The organism is Pseudomonas sp. C8002 (assembly GCF_013385765.1).
Lineage (GTDB): Bacteria > Pseudomonadota > Gammaproteobacteria > Pseudomonadales > Pseudomonadaceae > Aquipseudomonas.
This window is the reverse complement of record NZ_JACAPJ010000038.1, coordinates 40,305-60,746: the sequence shown is the minus strand read 5'-3', so window position 1 is coordinate 60,746 and position 20,442 is coordinate 40,305. Positions and strand designations below refer to the sequence as shown.

Here is a 20,442-nt window from a genome sequence, read left to right as displayed (position 1 = left end):
AAAGTGAGCCGCTGTAAGAGCGGAACCGATATAAGCCATCACCCAAATAATGGATATGCCCCCGATCCAAATCCCCCTCAACTGTTAAGCCTCTCCTGCCGCACGCCGTGCATCGGCCTCACCTCATCCCCCAAACAACGCCGACAACTATAAACCCCCAACACCACCGGCTTTTTCTGCTCCCCACGCTCCACCCAGGTCGGCGCAACAAACCGATACCCCTGGCCCGTCGCCGTCGCGATATACACCGAATCATCATCCCCCAACGCCCGGCGGATCGCCTTGATCTGCGCCCGCAGGTTGCACTCTTCCACCACCAACCGTGGCCAGGCGATGTCCAGCAATTGGGTCTTCTCCAACAGCTCACCAGGCCGCGAAGCGAGGGCAATCAGCAACGTCAGGGCCCGACTGCCCAGGCTCACCGGCTCACCGTTTTTCAGCAGCAGATGACGTCGGGGCAGCAGTTGATAAGGGCCAAAGTGGATTTCAATAGCGCTGTCTTCAAGGTGGCCGCGGTGTGAATACGTCATGTGATTAACCTTTGTGCATGTTCAAAAACACAACCCCGCGCGGCTCCCTTCGCGCAAGGCTGCAAGGGAAGGTCAGGTGTTGATCGCCGGGATCGGGTCTTCAGGATAATCACCCGGCTCCGTAGGCCCGCCAGTCAAGCCGTATTGCTTGAGCACCGGCGCAAGCTGGCCATAGAACGCGTCCTGCGCCTTGCCATGGGCATCAGCCAGGGCGAAGGGCAGGAACGCGCTGCCGATCCCGCCAAGGATCGCCGTAGCCCCGCCGAGGATCCCGCTGATGGTCCCGGCCACCGCGCCGATTTCCGTGGCCCCGTACAACCCGGCCCCGGCTTCCACCAACCCGGCCACCGCCGCACCCGTACCCAGCACGCCGGTGGCCACCGAGAAACTGCCGCTCAGGTAGTCGCCTTTTTTCAACGAGTCGACACCGCCAATCACCCCGATCACACCGCCGATAATCCCGCCCGCCGAGCCAATGATCTTGCCGGCCGCGCCGAGGTTGGCGATTTGCTGCGGGCTCAACGGGCCTTTGCCCACCGGTACCTTGCCGGGGAAGTCACCAATGGTGCCGCCATCCGGGCGGTTGACCCAGGTGATGCCGTAACCCGCTTCCTTGGCGTATTTGGTGCCGCCCTCCATCAACAACCCGGCAAATTGCAGCCCGGCGGATACCCGGTTCGCGTCCGCCACCGGCGTGTTGCTGCCGCTGGCCGAACGGGCCATCAGCACGCCGCTCATCAGCACCGCACTGCCGATGTGCAGCAGGCCTTGCTTGAATGCCGGGCTGACGTCGCCGAACTTCATGCCTTCGATGGCCTTGGGCAGTGCGTCGGCGATCTTGTTGCCCTGGCGCCCGATGTCCCATACCGAACGCAGCATCGACACCACTTGCGCCGGGTCGATCTTGCCGCCATCCGAGGTGACGAACATCTCTGGATCTTTTTGCTGGGCGTCGTTGATCGCGGCAGTGACCTTGGCTTCGTCGAAGTTGCCCTTGCCGTCCCCCAGGGTGATGTTCAGGGTGTCGGTGGTGGCGCCGCCGAGCAGGGCGTCGCCAAGGGCTTCGTTGAAATTCACCTGCAAGGTGGCGGCGTCATCCGCCGAGGCCTTGTCGCCGAGGAAGGCCTGGGCCGAGGCCGTGCTGGCGGCGAAGCTGCTGGCCGCCACGGTGGGGTCCATGCCGCCGGCCACCGCGTCGGTAAAGGCCTTGCCGGTCACCAGTTGATTTTTGTAGTACTGCTGGATGTTGTCGCTTTGCCCGGCCTTGTCGGCGATGCCGGTCAGGTCCACATGGCCGTTGCCCCCCAGCGCCAGGTTGGCGATGGTCGTATCGTTGGCCGCGTTTTGCAGGCCCATGCCCATGTCGATCTGCTTGCCGTTCTGGTCCTTGGCGTTGAGATTGTCGGTGAGGTTTTTGCCGGTCTCGATGTCGTCGGTGTAGTAGTTCTGCATCGCGACTTTCATCGCCGGGTTGCTGTCGACGATGTCGGCCAGTGCCGGGCCGCGATTGTTTTGCAGGAAGCCTTGCACGTCCGGGTCGGCCGAGAGGGTTTCGATGCCGCTTTGCAGCTGTGCCTTGATTTTGTCTTCGTTGGGGTTCAGGCCGTAGTGGGGCGAGGTGTACTTGTCCATCAACCCGGCGTGGGGCACGTAGTCGCTGACCAGCAGGCGGGTTTGTGCATCGGTCAACTGCACCAGCACCGCGGCTTTCTGTTCGCCGCTGTAGTTCTGCGGGTTGGCCAGGATGTCGGCGGTCAGGCCCGAGGTGTCGACGCCGGCGACGGCATCACGAGTGGCGGCACCGTCGAGGAAGGTCAGGGTGTCGCTGTCGGTTTTCGGCGCCTGTTTTTCCAGCCAGGCGCCGATGTTGTCGCGGGTGCCGATGCCGTCCGACTTGCCGGTGGCGGGGTTGTCGCCGCCGGTTTCCAGGGCGTGGAACATCCCGGGTCTGGACCACATGGCCGCTGCGCCGGTCAGCTCGGTGCTCAGGGCCGAATCGCTGCCCAAGGCTTGCAGGTTGTCGCTGCGCAGCATGCCGTCGTTGCTGCGCTGGTTGGCGTCACCGGGGCGCATCGCCGACCCTGCGCCAGCGGCCAGGCTCTCGTTGGCCATCAGGATTGCCGCCGACTTGGCATTCGCCTTGGCCAGGTCACCGGGTTTGCTGCCGAGGAAACTGCCATAGGATTTCGACGCGGCGCCGAGGTCCTTGCCGGCGTTGTCGATGAAATGGTCGACATCGGAATGGGTGATCACATTGTCGGCCTTGCCACGCCCGCCGGTATCCAGCGCGGCCATCAGGCTCGGGCTGCTGGCCACGTACTTGAGTACGGCCTGAGCCTCGGGGGGGAGTGTCGTGGGTGGGTTGGCGAAGTCGATCGGCGCGCCATGCAGGCCCCAGGCGTCCCAGTTTTGCGAGAGCAATTGCGCGGCCGCCTTGGGCCGGTTCAGGTCGAGTTCTTCCTTGGTCGGCGTGCCGCTGGTGTTGCCGGTGATGGTGTCCCAGTCCTTGGCACCCGACACGCCAAACGATGAGGTGTCGATCCAGGACGTGTCCGAGGCGCCCGCCGCGCCGGTGCTGCCGGCATACAGTTTGGCCACCTGGTCGTACAGCGCGGGGGTGATGTCCTGGGACACGATCACCTTGTCGCCCGACGCCGTGGTATAGCGAATCAGGCCCGGGCCGACTTCTTCGGGCGGACCGATATTCGCTGCCGGGTCCATGGTTTCCGTGGGGCCGGCCAGGCGGTAGCCCTCGGCCTGGCTGGCATTGATCGCAAAGAGCTTGGCCGAGTCGCCGCTGACCTGGGCGAACAGCGCGGGTGTTTCCTTCTGGCTGACCACGATTTTGTCGCCGGCACTGGTCTCGTAGCGGATCAGTCCGGGGCCCAATTCGGTGGTACTGCCGATCGCCTTGTAGTTGCCCAGGCCAGGCGCCACGGTGCTGGCGTCTGCCTCCTTGTAGCCGGCGCCTTTGCTGTCGGCCAGATTCTTCTCAAGGGTCGCGTCGCTTTGCTGCGCGTTGTACTGGTTGACCAATTGCTCAAACAGCCTGGGGTTGTCGATCTGCTTGAGGGTCACCGGTTTGTCGCTGCCCAGCGGGGTGTAGGTGATGCTGTTGTTCACCGGTGCCTGCACGTTCTGGTACGGCAGCGGAATGGACGGCCCGCGGATTTTCGAGGGGTCGAATACCGGCTTGTCGACGGCGGTGAACAGGGCTTTTTCGAACGTGCTCCGGGAGCCATCCGGGCTTTTGTTGTCGGCAGGGTCAAGGCCATTCGGGATCGCAGTCATAGATCACCTGGAAGTTGTTTTATATCAGTCGATATTTAGTGCAAGTGCACTAACTGGGGCGGGCGAAAGTTGCGAAGTGTTATTGGGTTAACCCGCGCCGAGCTATCAAACGCGATGATCAAGTCGGTTTTGTTACAAATGGAAATATCTGCAAAGTTGGGCAAATGGCTATTAGTTAAAAGTGTGAAGTTGTCGTGTTTATTTTCTGGAATTGCTGAGTGATCAACATTTTTACCCAGGGGTAACGGGCTCGTAAATTGTTCGAGTTGGTTCGTTTTTCAGGTTTTGCCCCCGTAAACATTGGGTCTCGTCGTGTATTGGTTTTTTAACAAAAGTTCCACGCCCGCGCGGCGATGAGATTTTCTCAACGGCACGTTGAGCCGGATTTTTCACAGCACCTGCCATGAACGTTTCACAAGCTTTCACAGCGAAGGCGTTTTGTTCGTGAGTAGTATGGTTCCCATGCAAACCGACGGCTGCATGGCCAACTCACTGTCTGACGCTGGGAGTTTGTTTCGGTTTGCATGCGGCTTAACTTCCCTATCGATGCAAGGAGATTGAACATGGCTACTACTCCACCAGTAAGTGCAGGCGGCGCCGACGACGCTATCGCGAAGATGGAAGCAACTTTCAACATGGCCATCGAGAAGTCGGCCAAGATCACCGAGATCAGCACCGCGAAAAAAGCAGAGCTCGACGCCACCAAACAGCGTCCGCAGAACTGATTCGCCATGCGGGCAGCGCCGGCGCTGCCCGTATACCTGCCTTACCCCGTTGCACCGTTGTTGATCGGCACAGGCGTCGTTGCGGCCTGTGATTCTCAAGGGGGCAAACCCAACCATGACAGCCTTGATTTCCCTGGGCCTGCCCGCCGCGAACGGCGCGCCGACCCTGCTTGTGACCCACGGTTTGCACCAGGGCAGTTCCCTGATGCTCGACCAGCCGGTCTACACCCTTGGCGCCGCCCTGGCGGCCGACCTCCAGCTCAGCGATCCCGGGATTGCCGAGTTGCACCTGCGCCTGCGTTTTGAAGGGGCCCAGGTGGCCGTCGAGGCCCTCGGCGGCGATGTACTGATCACCGGCACTGCCGGCGATATCCGTATTCCCCAAGGCAGCGGCCATCGCGCGCGGCTGCCGCTGCAACTGCGTATCGGCACGGCGGGTGTGAGCCTGGCGCTGCCGGGCAGCCCTGAAAAAATCCCTGCGACGACACGCACGTTAACGCCCTGGATCATCGCCACCGCGTTGCTCTTTGTGTGCGCTGGCGCCCTGGCATTTCGCAACGATCCACCGCAAGCGCAAACCGTAATGCCGGTTGCCGAAACAACCGCAGCCAAGCCTTCCCGTGCCGAGGCCAAGGCCTGGTTCGAAGGGCAATTGCAGGCCGCCCACCTGGACGCCGTGAAGGTCAACGACATCGACGGCCAACTCAACGCCGTCGGCTCCTTTGAGCGCGCGCAAAAGCCTCAATGGGTCGCCCTGCAACAAGCCTTCGACCAGCGTTACGGCCAGCAGATCGTGCTCAACCCGCGGGTCGCCGTGCGTGCAGATGCGGCCCGGCCACGGGTGCGCTTTCAAGCCGTGTGGTTCGGCGCCAACCCCTACGTGATCAATGACAGCGGCAAGCGCCTGTACCCCGGCGCGGCCCTGGCGGACAACTGGGTACTGGAGCGCATCGAGAACAACCAGGTGATCCTCGCCCGTGGCGAAGAACGCTTCACCTTCACCCTATGACGCTGCTTTTTTCAGCTAAGGCCCCGGGATGAAAGTCGAACCCCGTCCGTTGATTCCCAGTGACGTGCGCAGCGCGCCGGTCGATGCGATCCGCCCGGTCAACTCGCGCCAGGCCACGGCTTTCGAAGCGTTGCTGAAAACCCGCAAGGTCCAGTCCCGCCGCTCCCTGCGCAGTGACCTGGAAGAACTCACCAGCGCCGCTGGCGTCGACTCGCTGCTGTTCGGCAGCGCACGTTCCCTGGAACTGCTGGAACACGTGATGCAGCACCTGTTGCCGAACCTCGACGCCGAGCCGCAGATCAAGGCGCTGGCCCATGACCTGATCAGCGAGGAAATCGAGATGCGCCGCACCCTCGAACAACAACGCTCGGAGGTCCAGGCCTGATGCCCCGGGACAACGACGACGCGGTGCAATTGCTCAAGGGCATTGGCGAGCTGTACCGGCGCAACGGCCAGTCCCAGCGCGCGCTGGTGATGTTGCTGATTGCCGTGAGTGTCGCGCCCGACGATGGCCTGCTGCTGCGCTCGCTGGTGCTGGCGTTCACCGACAGCGGCGACTTCACCCGCGCACTCGCGGCCCTGGATCGGCTGGTCGCGCTGGAGGGTGAGTCTGCCAGCCTGTTGCTGCTGCGTGCCCGGGCGCTGTGGTACGGCGAACGCAAGGACGAAGCGCGCCAGTGCTTCAAACGCTACCTCGCTGCACGGAGAGCCGCGCCATGAACCTGCTCAATCGCCTGAACGGCATCGCGCGCATGGCCGCCCAGCGTACCGACGTGATCATCGTCGCGTTCATGCTGATGGCGATCGTGATGATGATCATCCCGCTGCCTACCTACCTGGTGGACATGCTGATCGGCTTGAACATCGCCCTGAGCATCCTGATCCTGATCGTGGCGTTCTACATCGGCCACTCGGTGGAATTCTCCGCGCTGCCGCCGCTGATCCTGCTCAGCACCTTGTTTCGCCTGTCGCTTTCGATCACCACCACCCGCTTGATTCTGCTGCACGGCGACGCCGGCCATATCGTCAAGGCCTTCGGTGACTTCGTGATTGCCGGCCAGGTGGTGGTGGGCATGGTGGTGTTCCTGATCATCACCGTGGCGCAGTTCGTGGTGATCACCAAGGGCGCCGAGCGGGTCGCGGAAGTGGCGGCGCGCTTCACCCTGGATGCGATGCCCGGCAAACAGATGAGCATCGACAACGACCTGCGCAACGGCGATATCGACCAGGCCGAAGCCCGCCGCCGGCGCTCACGCCTGGAGCGCGAAAGCCAGATGTTCGGCGCGATGGACGGGGCGATGAAGTTCGTCAAGGGCGATGCGATTGCCGGGTTGGTGATCCTCGCGGTCAACCTGCTGGGCGGCATGCTGATCGGCATGATCGAGCGCGACATGGCCTTCGGCGCGGCGGTGCACACCTATTCGCTGCTGACCGTGGGCGACGGTTTGATCGCACAGATCCCGGCGCTGCTTATCTCGGTAGCGGCGGGCACCGTGGTGACGCGGGTCAACAGCGACGGCGAAGCGGGTGACCTCGGCAGCGAGATTCTCAAGCAGTTGGGTGCCAGCTACCGCGCCCTCGGTTTGACCGCATTGATCATGGTCGGCGTCAGCGTGATACCGGGCTTTCCGACCTGGGTGTTCCTCGGGTTGTCGCTGGTGTTCGGTGGTGCGGCCTTCGTGATGTACCGTCGCCATACCCGTGAAAACCAGGTAGAGCCTGAAGCGCTGGTCGAGACCCTGGAACCGGTGGTTGAAGTGCAGGCCGAGCAGGATTATGGCGTGGCCCCCGACACTCGGGTATTGCTGACCCTCGGCAGTGCGTTGGCCCTCAGCGCCCCGCGCCAGCTACTGAGCCAACGCATCGAAGCGCTGTGTCACGACATTCGCAGCGACCTCGGCGTCGATATGCCGGTGCCGGGCATTCACATGGACGCCAAGGCCACGCCGGGCAGCTACCGCGTGTCACTGGAAGGCGTACCCGTCAGCGAAGGCGAGATGCCGATCAACTGCCTGCTGTTGCAGGACGATCCGGTGCATGTGCAGTTGCTGGACATCGCCACCCTGCAAGCCGATTCGCCCCTCAACGGTCGTGCCGCGCACTGGATCGAGCGTCAGCACGAAGACGCGTTGCGCAACGCCGGCATCGGTTTCCTGCTGCCGGACGAAGTCCTACGTGGCGTGCTGGAACGCAGCCTGCGCCGCTATGCCGCAGACTTCCTCGGCATCCAGGAAACCCGCCTGCTGCTCGAACGCACCGAAGCCACCTACGGCGAACTGGTCAAGGAAGCCCTGCGCCTGGTGCCGTTGCAGCGGGTGGCCGAGACCCTGCGCCTGCTGGTGGGCGAGGGCGTGTCGATCCGCAATCAGCGGGCCTTGCTCGAAGCCATGGTGGAGTGGGGCGCCCGGGAAACCGATGCCGGCCGCCTGGCCGAACACCTGCGTGCAGGGTTGGCGCGGCAGATCAGCCATCAGTACGCCGACCGCAATCGGGTGATTGGCGCCCTGGTGCTGGCGCCGGGATTGGAAGACCAGTTGCGTGCGTCCCTGCGTCGCCAGGAGCCCAGCCGTGAAGTGATCCCCGAGGAAGTCAACCGCGCGTTGCTCGCCCAACTGCGCCAGGCCTGCGACAAAACCACTGAAGCCAACAGTGCGGTATTGCTGGTGCACCCGGAACTGCGCCGCAGCCTGCGGCGCCTGGTGCTGCGCGGTGAACTGGAGCTGGCGGTGTTGTCGTTTCGCGAACTGGCCACCGAATACAACCTGCAAGCGCTGGTGACCATCAGCCTTACCGATATCTCCAACCGCCGTGCACCTGCCGCGGCTTCCGTCACTTCCCTGGCGTCTGCCTCATGATCCGTTTTTGTCTGCTGTTGCTGACGTTGACCTCGTTTTTCTGCAGTGCCCAGGACATCGCCAACGGTGCCCAGGGGTCTATCAACCTGGCCTCCGGTGAAGGCCGGATCCTGCATTTTGTGGCCCCGGTGGAGTCGGTACTGGTGGCCGAGCCGGGGATTGCCGACCTGCAAGTGGTGTCGCCCGGGGTGATCTATATCTTCGGCAAGGCGCCGGGCAATACCAGCCTGATTGCCCTCGGCAGCGACGGCAAACAGCTTGCCAGCCTGAGCCTGGCGGTCAGTAGCGCGACCCAGGCAGTGACTGCGCCGATGCAGGAATTGCATCCCGGCAATGGCGCGCAGATCAGCGGTGCCGGTAACCGATTGATCGCCAAGGGCACGGTGCGTTCGGTTGGAGAAGCGACGGATTTGAATGCCTTGCTCAACCCACAGGGCCAGGGCTTCCAGAGCGCGGTCAACACCACTGAGTACGCCGGTGCCGCCCAGGTCAACTTGCGTGTGCGCTTTGCTGAAGTGTCCCGCTCGGAACTGCTGCATTACGGGGTTAACTGGAACGCCATGTTCAGCAACGGCACGTTCTCCTTTGGCCTGATCACCGGCGGACCGCTGGCCGCCGCCACCGCCGGTGGCCTGGCGGCAGCGGGCAGCGGTTCGGGCAATACCAATATCGACGGCATGCTCGACGCGTTGCAGGCCAACGGGATCCTGCAAATCCTGGCCGAGCCGAACATCACCGCCATGACCGGGCAAACCGCGAGCTTCCTGGCGGGCGGCGAAGTGGCGATCCCGGTACCGGTGAATCGGGACCTGGTGGGGATCGAATACAAGTCGTTCGGCGTGTCGCTGCTGTTCAACCCGACGCTGCTGCCCAACGGCCGGATCGCCCTGCAAGTGCGCCCGGAGGTCAGCAGTGTGGTGAGTGGCGGCACGGTGGATTTCGGCAATTTCCATGTGCCGTCGTTCAGTGTGCGCCGCGCCGATACGCGGGTGGAAGTGGGCAGCGGGCAGACGTTTGCGATTGCCGGTTTGTTCCAGCGTGAGAGCAGCCAGGACATCGAGAAGCTGCCGTTGCTGGGGGACTTGCCGATCCTGGGCAACCTGTTTCGCTCCAAGCGTTTTCAGCGCAATGAAACCGAGTTGGTGATTTTGATTACGCCGTACCTGGTGGAGCCGGTGCGCAGTCGCACCCTGGCCACGCCGCTGGATGCACAGCCTGCGACCGCCGCAGCGGCGGGGCCGCGCAGTGGTGGGGCGTTTGGTTTCTACATGAATTGATGAGGGGGCATGACATGAAAGTTTCGCGTTTGTTGATGTGTTTGCCCCTGTTGGTGGTGGGCTGCAAGACGCATCTGGCGCCGGTGTATTACTCGCCGCAGTATCAGGCGGACGGGGTGCCAAGCCAGTGCCAGCAGCCGCCGGCCAAGGACGAGATTGGACTGGACGAGGATTTCAAGGCGACCTTGCCGTTAGGCTGCGCCAATAATCTGAATTTGATGCAGATGGTGGAGCAGCGCCAGGATTTGAATCAGGGGCGGGCCACCGGGCCAGCGATGGCGGCGCCGGTTGGGCGGGCGGCGCAGGTGTATATCGAGGGGTTTGATCGGGAGCAGTTGCAGCGGCGTCAGGCTCAGCAAGAGGCCAAGGCGGGCGCTCCGGGAGCGGAGCAATGAACCTGCGTTCACATGTCCTCTGTGGGAGCTGGCTTGCCTGCGATAGCGGTATTCCAGGCCCAGCAGATCCATCTGCCACACCACCATCCAAATCTGGGAGCGGGCTTGCTCGCGAAAGCGGACTGATAGGCGACCCGGATCTTGAAGCTTACCGCGTACATATCCATTCCTGCGGTAACGGCCACTTAGGGTTCCGCTCTTACAGCGGGTCACTTTTGGCAAACGCCCCAAAAGTAACCAAAAGGTCTTTGCCCCACCACTCGGCACCTCGCTCAGGCTCGGTGTGCCCTCACTCCGGCTTTGGACCGTGGGCCGCCGCGATGGGCCATCCTTGGCCCAGCGCGGCTAACCCGGCGTCCTGCCGGGTTACCCACGCTCCAAAGCCTGCGTTCGGCCAGCGTGGTTTAACGGGGCCTGATAGATCAAAAGCAACGTCAAAAGCAGGGCAACAGCAAGATCAAAAGCAGTTGGATTTAGTGCGTATCCACCAGCCCCAATTCCCGCGCTTGCGCAATCGGATCGCTGATGGCTTTGATGCGGTTGGCCTCCGTGATCAGGCGTGCGCGCTCAGCCGCCGGTATATCGTCCAGCGGCAAGCTGGCCACTCGTTGTTCGTATCCCGCCAATACCAGCACCAGCAGCTCATTACGCTGATGCCGTGGCAACGCGCGGGGCGATTGGGTGACGGGGGCGATGGTGTCCAAGGCCTGCTGCGCCTGGCCGCCAAGGGCGTAGGCCAGGGCCAGGTTGCAGCGGCTGTCGAGGTCGTCGGGTTGCAGGCTCAGGCTTTTGGCGAACGCGGTTTGTGCCGCGACGGCCTGGCCGTTCAACACCTGGGCAATGCCCAGTCGGGTGTAGGCGACCGGCGACTGGCTGGCCTCGGCGGCCTGGCCCAGGGCGGTCACGGCGCGTTGGCTTTTGCCAAGGCGCAGTTGCGCGGTGCCCAGTCCCAGCAGGGCGTCGGCGTTGTGGGCTTGAAGGCCGAGGGCCTGTTGGAAGGCGCGCTCGGCACCGACCGCGTCGTTGCCGTCGAGCCGTGCCTGGCCGAGTTTGAGCCACAAGTCGATGCTTGCGCCCGGTTGCTGGGCCGCACGTTCGTACAGCGCCGCCGCGCTGGCGTAGTCGCCGCGTTTGTTCAGGTCGTCGGCCAGCTTCAGCGAGCGGTCGGAATCGCTCGGCGCAGTATTGGAACAGGCAGCCAGCAACAGGCTGCCGGCAAGCAAAAAGTGTTTGGTCATCGTCACAACTCGTTGGGCGAAGGCGGACGTCATGTAAGCATATTTTCCATGGCGCTCCTATGTCTGTCGGTGCTGTTGGGTGCCTCGATCGCCCACGCCGACGAAGAGCCCGAATGGTTCGCCAAACCCTACGCCTATGTGCTGGTGGACCAGGACGTGCGCGCCGCCCTCGAAGAGTTCGGCCACAACCTCGATATCCCGCTGGTGCTCTCCGACAAGGTCCGCGGCAAGGCCCGCAGCACCGTGCGTGCAGCCACCGCCGGGGAGTTTTTGCAGACGCTGTGCAGCACCAATGGCCTGACCTGGTATTTCGACGGCAACCTGCTGTACCTCAATGCCAGCGATGAAATCACCACCAGGCTGTTCAAGGCCAACGCCCTGAACCTGGATCAGTTGCAGGCCTATCTGAACAACCTCGATGTGTTCGGCCAGCAGTTATCGATGCGTAACGGCCCCGAGGGCGATGAAGTCTTCGTCTCCGGGCCGCCGCCGTACCTGGCGCTGGTCCAGCAGCATGTGGATCACCTGCAGCCCAAGGCCGCCGCGCCGGTGGTGGCGCGCGAGCACGGCGTGCGGGTGTTTCGCGGCGCCCAGGTGAGCACTGAAACCCCTTGATTCACCCCAACCCCAGTAAAGGAGCATGACCATGTCCGTAACCGCCGTAGACAGCAACCTCGCCCCCGGTGGCGCCAGCCCTGAAGCCAAGTTCAACGCCGCGGTGGACAACGCCAAGAGCGCCGATAAACCGGAGATGACCGACGCCGAATTCACCGATGCCCTGATCACTCAGGCAGTCACCATCGGCGGCCAATTCATCATCATGCCCAAGGCCCAGGAAATGCTGAATGACGCCATGTCCGATGACGACGAAGAGTAGGGCGCACCCATGACCATCAGTCTCGCTGCCAGCGCCACGGCCTTGCCGCCGTCCGCCGGCGCGGGGCCCGCCGGGGCCTCGCAGAATCTGTTCGAGCACATGGCCAATACGGCCAAGGGCATGCCCGAGGGCGCCAGCCCCCATCAGATCGGCTCGGGGCTGATGGAGCGCCTGAACAGTTTTATCGACCGCTCCCGGACCTTTTCCGAGCGCGCCGATTTGCTCACCAATAACCCCTCGGCGCCGCCGCAAGTGGCCGCTGCGGATATCCGCACCTCGGGTGCCTCGCCCACCGCAGAACCGGGCAAGAAAGTTGCCGAGCAGCAGGTCGACCAGATCGTCCATTCACTGGGCAAGATGTTCGACTACTCCATCGAAACCCAGATGGTGGTGCGCGGTGCGACGCAGATTTCCGGTTCCGCCAACACGCTGCTCAAGGGTCAATAACGCCATGCCAAGCCCGAATCGTGCCCTGCGCCTGCTGCTGATCGGCGTGCTCGCCAGCCTCTTGCAGGCCTGCGACATGGACCTCTACACCAACCTCAGCGAGCGCGACGCCAACGCCATGGTCGCGGTGCTGCTGCGCGACGGCATCCCGGCGACGCGCAAGGTGCAGGACAACGGCCAGTTGAAAGTGGTGGTCGACGAACAGCGCTTCGCCGAGGCCATGACCCTGCTGGACAACGCCGGCCTGCCGCAGCAGAGCTTTTCCAACATGGGCGAGGTGTTCAAGGGCAATGGCCTGGTGTCGTCGCCGGTGCAGGAGCGGGCGCAGATGATCTATGCCTTGAGCGAAGAACTGTCCCACTCGGTGTCGCAGATCGACGGCATCGTCTCGGCGCGGGTGCACGTGGTGCTGCCGGACAATGACCTGCTCAAGCGGGTGATTTCGCCGTCGTCGGCCTCGGTGCTGGTGCGCTACGACCCGGGCACCGACATCAACACGCTGATTCCGCAGATCAAGACCCTGGTGGCTAACGGCATTTCCGGCCTGAGCTATGACGGTGTGTCGGTGACCGCGATCAAGGCCGCGGTGTCCATCAGCCAGAACCCGGCGCAACCGCGACTCGCGCGTTTCATGGGCCTGTGGCTGTTGGAAGACAACCTCAACCAGGCGCGGTTGCTGTTCGGTGGCTTGCTGCTGCTCGCCCTCGGCGCGGGTGGTGTGTTGGCCCGCCAGCAATGGGCGCGGCGCCAGTCCCAGGCGTTGTATGTGCTCAAGGAGGGTGAATGAGCCTGGTTGAGCGTTGGCAGGGGCTGATCGCCCAGCCGTTGCAGTTTGTGCGCGAGCAAAGCCTTGGCGAGTGTTTTGGCGAAGGCCTGCCGGTCGAGGTGCTGCAAGCCCTGCATGGGCAGCCGCGTTTTCGCTCGCGGCTGGAGCAACTGCTGGCCAGCCATTATCAGCTGGCGCCGCTGGCGCATCTGGTCACGCCGCCCGCCGCTGATTTGCCGGTGCTGCTGCTGAGCCCGGCGCAATTTGCGCGTCTGCCCAGGCTGTGTGGTGCGATCTGGCATGGCTCGACCCTGAGCCGGGAGATCCGCCGCGAAGTGGTCAATGAATTGCGCGAGGGCCTTGGCCAGGAAGCCTTTGCCCTGGCCCTCGCGCACCGGCAGTTGGGCGGCGCGGCCGACCTGCTGCGCGAGCCCGCCGAGTTGATCGACGCCATCGACCGCGATGGCCTCACCTGTGTCGCCGCCTGGCTGCAAGCCCAGCCTGCCGAGTTGCAAGGCTGGCTGCCCCTGCGGTTTGTCGCACCCAAGGGCTACAGCGGGCGCTTGCCCCGCGACCTGGAGATCGTCCAGACCGTCGCCGCCCGGTTACTCGCCGAGGAGCTTGCCCATGAGTGAATTACCCAGCCGTCCGGCCGCGCGGATTTTGCGCGCCGATGAAGCGGCGTTATGGACCGATGGCTTTGCCTTTGTGCAAGCCGCCAGGGCGCACGCCGAGCAGATCAAGGCCGACAGCGACCAATGGCTGCACACCGCCCGCGCCGAGGGTTTTGAAAGTGCGCGCCGCGAAGGTGCCGAACAGGTTGCACAGTTGCTGCTGGAAACCCAGGCCCAAGTCCAGCATTACCTGGCCGGGCTTGAGGCGTCGCTAGCGGACCTGGCCCTGGGCATCGTGCGTGAAGTACTCGGCGAACTGGATGACACCGACCGCGTGGTGCGTTGTACACGCCAGGCCCTGAGCGCGTTTCGCCAGGGCCAGGCCTTGACGTTGTGGGTGCCGCCCGCCGACGTGAATGCCCTGCGCCCACAGTTGCTCAAGGACGGCATCGCCGTGGAGGCCGATGCGCAACTGGGCGCCGGCCAGGCCCGCCTGAGCAGCCCGGCGGGTTCGGTTGAGCTGGGGCTGGAGGCGCAACTGCAAAGCCTGCGCCGCAGCCTGTTGCCCTTTGCCGAAGAAGGCGTCGCATGAACCTCGATCAACTGCTGCCGCGCCTGACCGAGCGGCTGTCCCAGGCCCGCTTGCGTCCGATGCAGGGCACGGTGCTGAGCATTCGCGGGGTGTTGCTGCGGGCCAGCGTGGCGGGCGCGAGCATCGGTGAGCTATGCCACCTGCGCGACCCGGTCAGTGGTCGCAGCCTCAGCGCCGAAGTGATCGGTTTTGATGGCGACGAAGCGATCCTGTCGCCCATCGGTTCCATGGAAGGCCTGTCGACCCGCACGCAAATCACTGCCACCGGCGAAAGCCTGGGTGTGGCCGTGGGCGATGCGCAATTGGGGCGAGTGATCAGCCCCATGGGCGAGTTTCTCGACGGTGACGGTGTACCGCCAACCCTGAACCTGCAGACCTACCCCTTGCATGCCGAGCCACCGGCCCCGTTCTCCCGGCAATTGATCGTGCGCTCCATGGCGTTGGGCATCCGCTCCATCGACGGCTTGCTGACCCTCGCCCAGGGCCAGCGCATGGGCATCTTCGGCGAGCCCGGTGTGGGCAAATCCTCCTTGTTGGCGAGCATCATCCGCAACAGCGAGGCCGATGTGATTGTCATCGGTTTGATCGGCGAGCGGGGCAGGGAAGTGCGCGAACTGCTGGATGTGCAACTGGACGCCACGGCCCGCGCGCGCACCGTTGCTGTCGTCGCCACCTCCGACCGCCCGGCCGCCGAGCGGGTGCGCGCGGCATTTGTCGCCACCACCCTGGCCGAGTACCACCGCGACCAGGGCCGCAATGTACTGCTGTTGATGGACAGCCTCACGCGGTTCGCCCGCGCCCAGCGCGAAATTGGCCTGGCCGTGGGTGAACCGCCGACCCGCCGCGGTTATCCGCCGTCGTTTTTTGCCACCTTGCCCAAGTTGCTCGAGCGCGCCGGCCCGGGCCCTGCCGGCAGCATCACCGCGCTGTACACCGTGCTCACCGAAGGCGACGCCGCCAGCGATCCGGTGGCGGAGGAAGCGCGGTCGATCCTCGACGGGCATATCGCCCTCAGCGCCGAACTGGCGCAGCGCAACTATTTCCCGGCGGTGGACGTGCTGCGCAGCCGCAGCCGCTTGATGGAGCAGGTCGCCGGTGACGAACACAAGCGCCTGGCGATGCGCATCCGTGAATTGATGGCGCGCTACGGCGAGATCGAAATGCTGATCCGCGTCGGCGAGTACTCCGCCGGCAGCGACCCGCTGGCCGACGAAGCGATCACCCGCCATGGGGCAATCGAAGCCTTCCTGCGCCAGAACGCCGACGAACCCAGCAGCCCCGAACACACCTTGATCCGCATGCGCCAGGTGCTGGCATGAGCCCGAAAGCGCAGCAAGCTCCAGTGTGGGAGCTGTCGAGCTTCAGCGAGGCTGCGATGGCGTCAGCACAGCCAACATCAATGTTGCCTGACCCACCGCTATCGCAGCCTCGCCGGGGCTCGACAGCTCCCACATTCGATCTTCATGCACTCAGTGAGTGCGCTGTTGGTATGACGATGGAGAAAAGAACCGATGAAGACTGAACAACTGCGCACCCTGCAAACCCTGCGGGTGCTGCGCGAACAGCGGGCGGCGAGCCAGTTGGCGGCGCAACAGCAACGCTGCGCGCAAACCCACGGCGCCTTGACCGACGCCAAGGAACAACTGCGCCTGCACCGTGAGGCCGTTGCTCATGAAGCCGGCGAGATTTACGCCTCGCTGACCGAAGGCCTGTCGGTGGCCAGTTGGCAGGCCGCCCAGGATCGCCTGCGTGGCTTGGCCGACGATGAGCAGGTGCTTGAAGGCGACGTCAGCCACGTGTCCAGTACCCTGCAAACCCAGGAGCGTGAGCGCGACCTGTTCCGTCAGGAGCGCCTGAGCCGCCAGCGCCAGTCCGATGCCTGGCAAAGCCTGCTGGACGGGCGTGAAAGCAGCGAACGGGTGGCCGGCGAGCTGCGTGAAGAACAAGGACTCGGCACATGATCGTGGCCCTTGCCGACCCGTTGGCGCCCTGGCTTGAGCACTACGACCCGGCGCTGCTCACGCTGCATAACCAATTGCACCGCCGGCGGCATGCGTGGCAGGGCCGCTGCGCCGGGCAGGATCTGAGCGTCGCCTGGGCCGCCGATCCCCAGCCGCTGAAAACACCCCGGGATGTGTTGCTGTTGCTCGGCCAGTCACCGGTGCGCTTGCGACTCTCGGCTGCCGCCCTGGAACAAGTACTGGTGCCGCTGGCGTTGCAGTTCGACGCGCAAGTGCTGCCGGCATTACCGCGTTCGCTGCTGCTGGAACTGGCCGTGCTGGACCTGATCGAGCGCCTCGAACCGTTGCTCGGCCACCCCGTGCAACTGCTCGAAACCAGTGACGACCTGCGGCCTTATGCAGTGCATCTGGCACTGACATTGACCTTCGGCAACAACCCGCCAATGGCCGCCCAACTGGACTTGAGTGAAAGCGCTGCAGTGCTGGTGGGCCAGTTGCTGGAGCAGCACGGCCAGATCGACGCCGACCCGTTGCCGGCGTTGCGCCACACGCTGTCAGTAGTGGCCGGGCGGCAATGGTTGAGCCTCGGCGAGCTGCGCAGCCTGCAGCCCGGCGATGTGCTGATGCTCGAACCTGGCAGCGGCTGGCTGCTGGACCTTGAGGGCCGCCTGCAAGCCCGCTGCCAGCGCGACGGCTCGTCGCTGCAGGTGCAGGAACCTCTGAACACGCCCCTTTTGGACATGGAGAACACAATGACTGACGTCGATGCCGCCGCGGCCCTGGACGATTTGCCCCTCAAGCTGGTGTGCCAGGTCGGCAGCCTGGAACTGACCCTGGCGCAACTGCGGGAACTGGGGGCGGGCAGCCTGCTGCAACTGAATACGCCGACCGTGGATGGCGTCGACCTGATGGTCAACGGCCGTCGCGTCGGCCAGGGCCAACTGGTGAAAATCGGTGACGGCCTGGGCGTGCGCCTGCTGAGTTTCGCCACCCCATGACCGGTTATCAGCCGAACCTGATCGAGATCATCCTGGTGGTTGCCACCATCGGGTTGATCCCGTTGGCGGTGGTGACCCTTACCGGCTTCATGAAAATCTCGGTGGTGCTGTTCCTGATCCGCAACGCCCTGGGCGTGCAGCAGACGCCGCCGAACCTGGTGCTGTACGGCATCGCGCTGATTCTCTCGGTGTACGTCACCACGCCGTTGATTGGCGACATGTACCGCCAGGTAGAGGGCCGCGACCTGAATATCGAGCACGTCGAGCAACTCAAGGACCTCGGCGACGCCTTGCGCCCGCCGCTACAGGCGCACCTGGCACGGTTTGCCAACGAGTCCGAGCGCGGCTTTTTTGTGCAGGCCACCGAGACCATCTGGTCGCCGGAAGCCCGTGCCGACCTGCGGGATGACGACCTCGTGGTGCTGATCCCGGCGTTTGTCAGTTCGGAGCTGACCCGGGCCTTCGAGATCGGGTTCCTGCTGTACATCCCGTTCCTGGTGGTGGACTTGCTGGTGTCCAACGTGTTGATGGCGATGGGCATGTCGATGGTCTCGCCGAACCTGATTTCGATCCCGCTGAAAATCTTCCTGTTCGTGTCATTGAGCGGCTGGTCGCGCCTGATGCACGGTTTGATTCTGAGTTACGGCTGAGGCACGACCCATGGGCCAGGACGTTTTCCTGTCATTGATGAAACAGGCACTGATGACCGTGCTGATGCTCTCCGCGCCGGCATTGGGGGTGGCGATCATCGTGGGTTTGAGCGTGGGCCTGTTCCAGGCGCTGACCCAGATCCAGGACCAGACCCTGCCCCAGGTGGTGAAGCTGGTGGCGGTGTTGTTGACTATCGTGTTCCTCGGCCCGGTGCTCGCCGGGCAAGTGGCGGAACTCGGCAGCCAGGTGCTGGACAATTTTCCCTTGTGGACGCGCTGACCGCCCATGGATGCCAGCCTTACCGCACAGTTTCTCGAAGTCGCCTACCCGGTGATCAGCTCGGCCTCGCTGGCGGCCTGCCGGGCCATGGGCGTGGTGGTGATCACCCCGGCGTTCAACCGCCTCGGGCTCACCGGAATGATTCGCGGCTGCGTGGCCGTGGCGATTTCGATCCCGATGTTCATGCCGGTGTTCGACGCCATGACCTCGATGCCCAACCACGGCAGCCTGTTTATCGCCGGGTTGCTGATCAAGGAATTCCTGATCGGCATCCTGATCGGCCTGTTGTTCGGCATTCCGTTCTGGGCGGCGGAAGTGGCGGGGGAGTTGATCGACCTGCAGCGCGGTTCGACCATGGCGCAACTGGTGGACCCGTTGTCCACCGGGGAGTCGAGTGTGATGTCCACCTTGCTGACGGTGATGTTGATCACGCTGTTCTTCATGTCCGGCGGTTTTATCCTGATGGTCGACGGTTATTACCACAGCTACCAGCTGTGGCCGGTGACCGCGTTTACCCCGGTGTTTGCCAGCTCGGCGTTGCTGGCGGTGCTGTCGATTCTCGACCAGATCCTGCGCGTCGGAGTGCTGATGGTGTCGCCGCTGATCATCTCGCTGCTGGTCACTGATTTGATGCTGGCGTACCTGTCGCGGATGGCGCCGAACCTGCATATTTTCGACCTGTCGTTACCGGTGAAAAACCTGTTTTTCTCGATCCTGATGGTGATCTATATCGGCTTCCTGATTCCGTTGATGCTGGACCAGTTGGCGGAATTTCGCGGCACGGTGGAGCTGCTGAAAACCCTCGCGGGCATGGAGTAGCGCATGGGCGATACCAGCGAAGAGAAGTCCCAGCCGGCCACGGATAAAAAACTCAAGGACGCGCGAAAGAAAGGCCAGGTCGCCAAGAGCCAGGACTTGGTCTCGGGCATGGTCATCCTGTTCTGCACCCTGTGCATTTCCATCCTCGCGCCCCGGGCCCAGGCCCAGGTCACGGCGCTGATCGACCTGACTGCGCAGATCTACATCGAACCCTTCGCCACGGTTTGGCCACGGGTGCTGGACCATGCCGAGCAACTGGTGATCGGCATTACCCTGCCGGTGATGGCGGTGACCACCGGGGTGGTGATCCTGACCAATATCATCACCATGCGTGGCTTTGTGTTTTCCGTGGAGCCGATCAAGCCGGAGTTCAAGCGTATCAACCCGGCGGAAGGCTTCAAGAAGCTGTTTGCCCTGCGCAACTTTGTGGAGTTCATCAAGGGCCTGATCAAGGTGCATGTGCTGGCTGTGGCGTTCTACGTGGTGGGGCGGCATGCGTTGCAGGCGTTGATGGAGTCGTCGCGGTGTGGCGCGGGGTGTATCGAGTCGACGTTTTTCCTGGTGCTCAAGCCGCTGGTGTTTACCGTACTCGCGGCCTTCATCCTGGTGGGCGGGGTGGATGTGTTGATGCAACGCTGGCTGTTCGGCCGCGACATGAAAATGACCCGCAGCGAGACCAAGCGCGAGCGCAAGGACATTGACGGCGACCCGTTGATCAAGAGCGAACGGCGACGCCAGCGCCAGGAGATGCAGGCGCTGGCCACCAAGCTGGGGTTGGGCCGGGCGTCGATGATGATCGGCACCACCGATGGCTGGGTGATAGGCGTGCGTTATGTGCGTGGTGAAACGCCGGTGCCGGTGGTGGTGTGCCGCGCTTCGCCGGAGGAAGCGTTGGGGATGTTGCAGGAGGCGTTTGATTTAGGGATACCGCAAGCGCCGGACAAGGGCTTGGCGGAAGCGATTGCGCGCAAGACGGTGCCGGGGGATCCGGTGCCGGATGCTTCGTTCCAGGCGGTGGCGGACTGGTTGGTGGCGGCGCGGTTGATCTGACGATCTTGAGCCGAACACCGATCAAAATGTGGGAGCGGGCTTGCTCGCGAAGGCGGTGGGTCAGTCAA

The 20,442-nt window shown here is 63.6% G+C and carries 23 protein-coding genes; 20 read left to right on the top strand and 3 right to left on the bottom strand.

The annotated features are described in order from the left end of the window. Positions 1-77: 77 nt before the first annotated feature. Both HX814_RS29090 and HX814_RS29085 read right to left on the bottom strand, forming a co-directional pair. Entirely contained in the window at positions 78-530 is a 453-nt protein-coding gene (locus HX814_RS29090; RefSeq protein WP_177009710.1) for a winged helix-turn-helix domain-containing protein, read from the bottom strand. A 72-nt stretch (positions 531-602) separates the two neighbouring features. Next, a complete protein-coding gene (locus HX814_RS29085; RefSeq protein WP_177015443.1) occupies positions 603-3,821 on the bottom strand; it encodes a type III effector HrpK domain-containing protein in 3,219 nt (1,072 codons plus the stop codon). A gap of 563 nt (positions 3,822-4,384) precedes the next feature. On the opposite strand from HX814_RS29085, the gene HX814_RS29080 reads away from it, so the two are divergent. From HX814_RS29080 to HX814_RS29050, 7 genes are all read left to right on the top strand, one after another. Beyond that, positions 4,385-4,546 (top strand): hypothetical protein, encoded by a 162-nt coding sequence (locus HX814_RS29080; protein ID WP_003207273.1) that lies wholly within the window; start codon positions 4,385-4,387, stop codon positions 4,544-4,546. Between the two features lie 115 nt (positions 4,547-4,661). After that, positions 4,662-5,555, top strand: coding sequence for an FHA domain-containing protein (locus HX814_RS29075; protein ID WP_102606208.1), 894 nt, complete (start codon positions 4,662-4,664; stop codon positions 5,553-5,555). 28 nt (positions 5,556-5,583) lie between these two features. Continuing rightward, on the top strand, positions 5,584-5,940 hold the full coding sequence (locus HX814_RS29070) for a hypothetical protein (RefSeq protein WP_177009712.1): 357 nt from the start codon (positions 5,584-5,586) through the stop codon (positions 5,938-5,940). Continuing rightward, positions 5,940-6,275: a lipopolysaccharide assembly protein LapB gene (locus tag HX814_RS29065; RefSeq protein ID WP_003207267.1), complete on the top strand. Its 336-nt coding sequence runs from the start codon at positions 5,940-5,942 to the stop codon at positions 6,273-6,275. Before HX814_RS29070 ends, HX814_RS29065 begins: the two co-directional genes overlap by 1 nt. Next, positions 6,272-8,410 carry a type III secretion system export apparatus subunit SctV gene (gene sctV, locus HX814_RS29060; protein WP_008433174.1) on the top strand — a complete coding sequence of 713 codons (2,139 nt, stop codon included), beginning with the start codon at positions 6,272-6,274 and terminating at the stop codon, positions 8,408-8,410. Before HX814_RS29065 ends, sctV begins: the two co-directional genes overlap by 4 nt. Beyond that, positions 8,407-9,687, top strand: coding sequence for a type II and III secretion system protein family protein (locus HX814_RS29055; protein WP_008433173.1), 1,281 nt, complete (start codon positions 8,407-8,409; stop codon positions 9,685-9,687). Before sctV ends, HX814_RS29055 begins: the two co-directional genes overlap by 4 nt. 14 nt (positions 9,688-9,701) lie before the next feature. Continuing rightward, a complete protein-coding gene (locus HX814_RS29050; RefSeq protein WP_003207261.1) occupies positions 9,702-10,082 on the top strand; it encodes a hypothetical protein in 381 nt (126 codons plus the stop codon). A 473-nt stretch (positions 10,083-10,555) separates the two neighbouring features. Here the strand turns inward: HX814_RS29050 and HX814_RS29045 are convergent, their stop codons facing one another. After that, positions 10,556-11,320, bottom strand: coding sequence for a tetratricopeptide repeat protein (locus HX814_RS29045; protein WP_134326973.1), 765 nt, complete (start codon positions 11,318-11,320; stop codon positions 10,556-10,558). Positions 11,321-11,368: 48 nt separating this feature from the next. On the opposite strand from HX814_RS29045, the gene HX814_RS29040 reads away from it, so the two are divergent. The 13 genes from HX814_RS29040 (at position 11,369) to HX814_RS28980 (ending at position 20,374) form a co-directional block, all read left to right on the top strand. Further along, entirely contained in the window at positions 11,369-11,935 is a 567-nt protein-coding gene (locus tag HX814_RS29040) for a type III secretion protein (RefSeq protein ID WP_102369493.1), read from the top strand. A 31-nt stretch (positions 11,936-11,966) separates the two neighbouring features. Next, positions 11,967-12,197, top strand: a complete 231-nt coding sequence (locus HX814_RS29035) for a hypothetical protein (RefSeq protein WP_003208330.1) — start codon at positions 11,967-11,969, stop codon at positions 12,195-12,197. A gap of 9 nt (positions 12,198-12,206) precedes the next feature. Then, entirely contained in the window at positions 12,207-12,644 is a 438-nt protein-coding gene (locus tag HX814_RS29030) for a hypothetical protein (protein ID WP_003208328.1), read from the top strand. A gap of 4 nt (positions 12,645-12,648) precedes the next feature. Continuing rightward, positions 12,649-13,431 carry a type III secretion system inner membrane ring lipoprotein SctJ gene (gene sctJ / locus HX814_RS29025; RefSeq protein ID WP_177009713.1) on the top strand — a complete coding sequence of 261 codons (783 nt, stop codon included), beginning with the start codon at positions 12,649-12,651 and terminating at the stop codon, positions 13,429-13,431. After that, positions 13,428-14,045, top strand: a complete 618-nt coding sequence (locus HX814_RS29020) for a hypothetical protein (RefSeq protein ID WP_003208324.1) — start codon at positions 13,428-13,430, stop codon at positions 14,043-14,045. Before sctJ ends, HX814_RS29020 begins: the two co-directional genes overlap by 4 nt. Continuing rightward, entirely contained in the window at positions 14,038-14,616 is a 579-nt protein-coding gene (locus tag HX814_RS29015; RefSeq protein WP_177009714.1) for a FliH/SctL family protein, read from the top strand. Before HX814_RS29020 ends, HX814_RS29015 begins: the two co-directional genes overlap by 8 nt. Further along, on the top strand, positions 14,613-15,935 hold the full coding sequence (locus HX814_RS29010) for a FliI/YscN family ATPase (RefSeq protein ID WP_102369491.1): 1,323 nt from the start codon (positions 14,613-14,615) through the stop codon (positions 15,933-15,935). The genes HX814_RS29015 and HX814_RS29010 overlap by 4 nt, the downstream gene beginning before the upstream one ends. Before the next feature lie 192 nt (positions 15,936-16,127). Beyond that, positions 16,128-16,577 carry a hypothetical protein gene (locus HX814_RS29005; protein ID WP_102369490.1) on the top strand — a complete coding sequence of 150 codons (450 nt, stop codon included), beginning with the start codon at positions 16,128-16,130 and terminating at the stop codon, positions 16,575-16,577. After that, positions 16,574-17,575 carry a type III secretion system cytoplasmic ring protein SctQ gene (sctQ, locus tag HX814_RS29000; protein ID WP_102369489.1) on the top strand — a complete coding sequence of 334 codons (1,002 nt, stop codon included), beginning with the start codon at positions 16,574-16,576 and terminating at the stop codon, positions 17,573-17,575. The genes HX814_RS29005 and sctQ overlap by 4 nt, the downstream gene beginning before the upstream one ends. After that, positions 17,572-18,225 (top strand): type III secretion system export apparatus subunit SctR, encoded by a 654-nt coding sequence (gene sctR, locus HX814_RS28995; protein ID WP_003208316.1) that lies wholly within the window; start codon positions 17,572-17,574, stop codon positions 18,223-18,225. Before sctQ ends, sctR begins: the two co-directional genes overlap by 4 nt. 10 nt (positions 18,226-18,235) lie before the next feature. Further along, complete coding sequence (gene sctS / locus HX814_RS28990; RefSeq protein WP_003208314.1) at positions 18,236-18,505, top strand: type III secretion system export apparatus subunit SctS; 270 nt, start codon at positions 18,236-18,238, stop codon at positions 18,503-18,505. Between the two features lie 6 nt (positions 18,506-18,511). Beyond that, positions 18,512-19,324 (top strand): type III secretion system export apparatus subunit SctT, encoded by an 813-nt coding sequence (gene sctT, locus HX814_RS28985; RefSeq protein ID WP_177009715.1) that lies wholly within the window; start codon positions 18,512-18,514, stop codon positions 19,322-19,324. A 3-nt stretch (positions 19,325-19,327) separates the two neighbouring features. Continuing rightward, positions 19,328-20,374 carry an EscU/YscU/HrcU family type III secretion system export apparatus switch protein gene (locus tag HX814_RS28980; RefSeq protein ID WP_003208311.1) on the top strand — a complete coding sequence of 349 codons (1,047 nt, stop codon included), beginning with the start codon at positions 19,328-19,330 and terminating at the stop codon, positions 20,372-20,374. Positions 20,375-20,442: the final 68 nt, after the last annotated feature.